Raw genomic sequence first — 4,638 nt, 5'->3', positions numbered from 1 at the left:
CGCAGCGTAATAATATGACATAATGTTCATGTCGACTCACAGTCACAAAACTAAGTCGAGTCAAGATAGAACAGCAACACAATAATATGTCAAAGGATTTGAAATGGGCTTAAAATCTTTTCTAAAAGATAAACTAGTATCAAAAGAACTAAACGTCCAACTCGATAAGATAGAAAAACCAGTTGGAACCCTTGGCTATGACCCATGGGGTTTTAACTCTGATACCAATAAGATTGTTTTTTCTTTATTCTCTGGCATTTACAACAAATACTTTCGCGTAGAGACTAGCGGGATTGAGCATACTCCCGATTCAGGGCCCGTACTAATTATCGCAAACCATAGTGGACAGCTTCCTATTGATGGAACACTTATCGGTTATGCAGTAGCAAACCGAGAAAATTCTCCTCGTTTACCTCGCGCAATGATTGAGCGCTTCTTTCCAACAGTTCCATTCCTTGGAAATTTTCTGAATCAGGTTGGTGCCGTATTAGGCGACCCTATAAATTGCGCAAAAATGCTTGAAAATGGTGAGGCTATTGTGGTTTTCCCGGAGGGAATACGAGGCTCAGGAAAGCTATACAAAGATCGCTATCAGCTTGCACGTTTCGGAAATGGCTTTGTGCACTTGGCAATGAAGCACACCACACCGATTATTCCGGTTGGCGTCGTTGGCTGTGAGGAGACCATCCCTGCTATCGCCAATATCAAGCCCTTAGCTAAGCTTTTAAACGTTCCTTATGTTCCAATAGCCCTGCCTTTCATTTTCCCTGCGAAAGTTCGCCTCAACTTTGGGAAACCTATTTACTTCGAAGACGAAGATCTTACTGAAGAGCAAGTGACGCGTAGAGTTGAAAAGGTTAAATCAGCCATCAATGGCTTGATTGCAAAAGGATTGAATGAAAGGGAGGCAATATTCGAATGAGTTCTCGTACAAACACTAGCAAAACAATCAGCAAGAAAAAAGCTGAGCACAAGAAAAACGTTCTTGTTACAGGCGCTGCCGGCGCCTTAGCCCAGCAAGTCATTAATCGACTTCGTGATGAATACCAAATTGCTGCTGTAGATTTCCGTAAAATCACCTATCACAGCGACGACATTCCAAGTTATAAAGTCGATTTCAATAAACGCGTTTTTGAAGACCTGTTTAAGCATCATGACTTTGATAGCGTTATTCACCTCGGACGTATTTCTTCTGCAGAAGAAACACGGATGAGACGTTATAATGCCAATGTTCTTGGCACACAAAAGCTTTTGGACTTAAGTCATAAATACGGGATCAGCAATGTTATTGTGCTATCAACCTATCACGTTTATGGGTCATCACCCTATAACCCGGCACTGATTGATGAAACTGCCCCGCTAAAAGCAGCTGAGCTAACAATGGACCTGGTAGATTCCGTCGAGCTTGAAAGCCTAGCTAATATCTACCTATGGCGCTATCCTGACTTGAACATTACGATTCTAAGGCCCTGTAACATTGTCGGCCCTGGCGTACGAAATACCATCAGCAACTTACTTTCAAGTAAATACGCACCGGTACTGATGGGATTCTCTCCAATCATGCAGTTCATACATATAGATGATATGGCCGATGCCGTTACGCTAGCGCATAAGCAGCGAAAGCGCGGTGTCTACAATGTTTCGACAAATGACTGGGTTGCCTACCAAGACGCGCTGGAACTTTGTGAGTGTACACCCATACCCATTCCATCTATCCCGCCCGTGTTGCCTCGTGCCATTACAGGCTTTCTGAACTTAACAATGTTTCCGTGTTATTTGCTTAATTATTTTAAGTATCCGGTCGTTATTGATGGGTCTCATTTCAATGAAACCTTTGGATTTAAAGCGAAACGCCCGATTAAAGAAATTTTCAGAACTTACCGTGAATTGAAAGAGTAGCAGACTAAAATCTAGACGTAAAAAAGCCGATGAGGCTAGCGCTATCATCGGCTTTTTGTTGTCGCTTAAATCCCGATATTTTTTAAGGTATCAAGCATCTGCTCAAGTATCGCAGCCGCTCTCGGATGCTCGGCCTCAACCTCGGCAACAAGGGTTTCAACAAGCTCTAAAAAGTTTGGGTCGGCGGGCTCAGCCTCATCCATCTCATGAGCATGTGTCTTAACTTGCTCTAGCAAAGACTGCTGCTGAGGGCTAACTAACTCGTCACCAAATCGTTCATGCAAATCGGTAATCAGGTGGGCAACTTTTTCTTTAGGCATAATCAGCTCCTTTACTGTGATAACTTGAAGGCTAGCGCTTAACTAGGTTCAAGTAAAGAAACCTAGTCAAGCGAAGCGGCCTTAATCTTAAATGCTAAAGCCTGAAATCAGAGTAAACACCGTAGCAGCAAGGGCTGCAGAAGCAGGAACGGTGATAAGCCACGCAGCAATAATTTTCTTGAATGCGGACCGCTTTACAAGCTTTTCTTTATATATTTTCTTTAAACGCTTGCGCTCGACCTTATTAAAGCCAAGCGCTTTTTTCTCTTGTTTTGCAGTCTGCAGCATTTTTTCCATCTCTTCGACAGATGCGCTTTTAAAATCATCAAGAAACTCGGATAGCCGGCGCTTTTCTTCACCCTCATGGTGACTAAGCATGGTATGCAATTGACTTGCATAACTAGTTTTTAGATACTCCCTAAGGAAGCCAACACCGAAGATCCCACCAACCGCAATATGGGTTGAACTAACAGGCAGACCAAGCTGAGAGGCAATAATAACAGTAATGGCTGCAGCCATTGCAACACAAAAAGCTCTAGACTTATCAAGCTCTGTAATTTCTGTGCCCACGGTACGAATTAGCTTAGGCCCATACAATAGCAAACCAATTGCTATACCAATGGCACCAATCATCATCACCCATAGAGGAATAGCCGCTTTTTTAGAAATACCATCGCTGGTAATCGAATCGGTGATAGCAGCAAGCGGTCCTACGGCATTTGCAACATCATTTGCTCCATGCGCAAAACTTAATAATGCCGCAGCAAAAATCAGAGGTATAGTGAAGAGATTGTTGACGCCTTCCTTATTATTCTCTTGCTTTTTGGATGACTTTGAAACTAAAGGTTTTATTACAACAAAAAAACATGCGGCGACAGCAAGACCAATCATGGCGGCCATTTGGAAGTCAATTTTCCATATTTTTTTCAAACCTTTAAGCGCTAAATAAGTACTAAACGCCCACGCCATCAACGCGATCAACCAAGGAACAAAGCGTCTTGCCGATTGAAGCATGTCATCCTGATAAATAATCTTCTTTTTAATGAATAGGAGAAGCGAGGCTGCAATAACGCCCCCTAGCACAGGTGAGATAACCCAACTCGCAGCAATCATCCCCATTTTATTCCAGTTTGCAATGGCCAATCCGCCAGCAGCAATACCTGCGCCAAGCACGCCACCAACGATTGAATGAGTTGTTGAAACGGGCGCACCGAGGTAAGTAGCTGCATTCAACCAAACAGCACCAGCAAATAAGGCTGAAAGCATTAACCAGATAAAAGTAGTGGAATCAGTAATATTTTCGGGGTTGATAATACCCTTCTTAATGGTACTGACGACTTCACCGCCAGCTAACAAGGCACCACCGGCCTCAAAGATTGCAGCTATTATTATCGCCCAGGTTAGTGTGAGCGCTTTTGAGCCAACCGCTGGGCCAACGTTATTGGCCACATCATTGGCACCTATATTCATTGCCATATAGCCGCCAACTACTGCGGCGATAGATAAAACCAAAGAACCTTGTCCAAGCTGGAAGCTTGTCGCGACGTAAGCTAGAATCCCGGCTAAGAATAAAAATGCCAGCCCCAGACGAGAAAATTCTTTTCGACTATCGTTCACAGCAGAATCGATTTTTTGAGCAGATTTTAAATCCATATCATGCACACCTTTACCATTAGAGTTTGATATTGTGCGCACTATAAATCGACCGTCACATAAATGTAACAATTATTTGAATTTATTTAACTTGGTAGCAAAATCCCGGCAACAAATCCACCTTATATTGGTACAAGGCAATTACAATTCTCTATATATTTACTTCGACAATCGAAGACTTTTTGCTCTCAGAGTTATCCTTAGTCACGGTACTGATCGCAAAGTAATGAGTACCAGCGCTTAGAGATTCCAAAGCAACCGAAGTCGCTTCAGGGTCTGTTACGGTTATTAGCAACACCATATTGCCACTACTTGCCCCACGATAAATTTTATAAGACTTGATATCGCCCTGGCTCAAAGCGCTTCCATCCTCTCTAGTGTTTGGTGCCGACCAATTAAGCTCAACAGCGTAAATATCTTGTCCACCCGAATCAGGGGTTGACGGGAGTTCCGGTACGCTGCTTGCGTTGTCTATTTGTGTCCCTGCCAAATATTCATCAAGATTAGACGAGCCATCACCATCATTGTCATTTACGGCGTCCGATGAATCTAGAACGTTGAGACCAACCAATACCTCATACCCATCAGGAATACCGTCGTTATCGGTGTCCTCATCTAGTGGGTTGCTTAGAATGAAATACTCATCTTCGAAAGTAGACATGCCATAGAAAGAAAGCGATACAACCAAGAAACGTAGTACTGGGTCAGTACGTAGTTTATGCCATGCACCAGAAAGCGTCATCATACCGTTGATCATACCACCCCA

The 4,638-nt window shown here is 43.2% G+C and carries 4 protein-coding genes and 1 pseudogene; 2 read left to right on the top strand and 3 right to left on the bottom strand.

What is annotated here, in order from left to right; translation table 11 throughout:
• The first annotated feature begins 103 nt into the window (after positions 1-103).
• Entirely contained in the window at positions 104-922 is an 819-nt protein-coding gene (locus tag A3729_RS06145; RefSeq protein WP_068507528.1) for a lysophospholipid acyltransferase family protein, read from the top strand.
• A complete protein-coding gene (locus A3729_RS06140; RefSeq protein ID WP_068507530.1) occupies positions 919-1,899 on the top strand; it encodes an SDR family oxidoreductase in 981 nt (326 codons plus the stop codon). Before A3729_RS06145 ends, A3729_RS06140 begins: the two co-directional genes overlap by 4 nt.
• 65 nt (positions 1,900-1,964) lie before the next feature.
• On the opposite strand, the gene A3729_RS06135 is transcribed toward A3729_RS06140, so the two are convergent.
• The 3 genes and pseudogenes from A3729_RS06135 to A3729_RS33805 all read right to left on the bottom strand — a co-directional run.
• Positions 1,965-2,219, bottom strand: a complete 255-nt coding sequence (locus tag A3729_RS06135; RefSeq protein WP_068507532.1) for a DUF4404 family protein — start codon at positions 2,217-2,219, stop codon at positions 1,965-1,967.
• A gap of 87 nt (positions 2,220-2,306) precedes the next feature.
• A complete protein-coding gene (locus A3729_RS06130) occupies positions 2,307-3,872 on the bottom strand; it encodes an inorganic phosphate transporter (protein WP_068507534.1) in 1,566 nt (521 codons plus the stop codon).
• Between the two features lie 151 nt (positions 3,873-4,023).
• Positions 4,024-4,638, bottom strand: a pseudogene (locus A3729_RS33805) (hypothetical protein); the annotation flags it as partial.

This window comes from Oleiphilus sp. HI0043, assembly GCF_001634935.1.
Note: the sequence above shows the minus strand (reverse complement) of the source record. Positions and strands in the feature narration are given on the sequence as shown.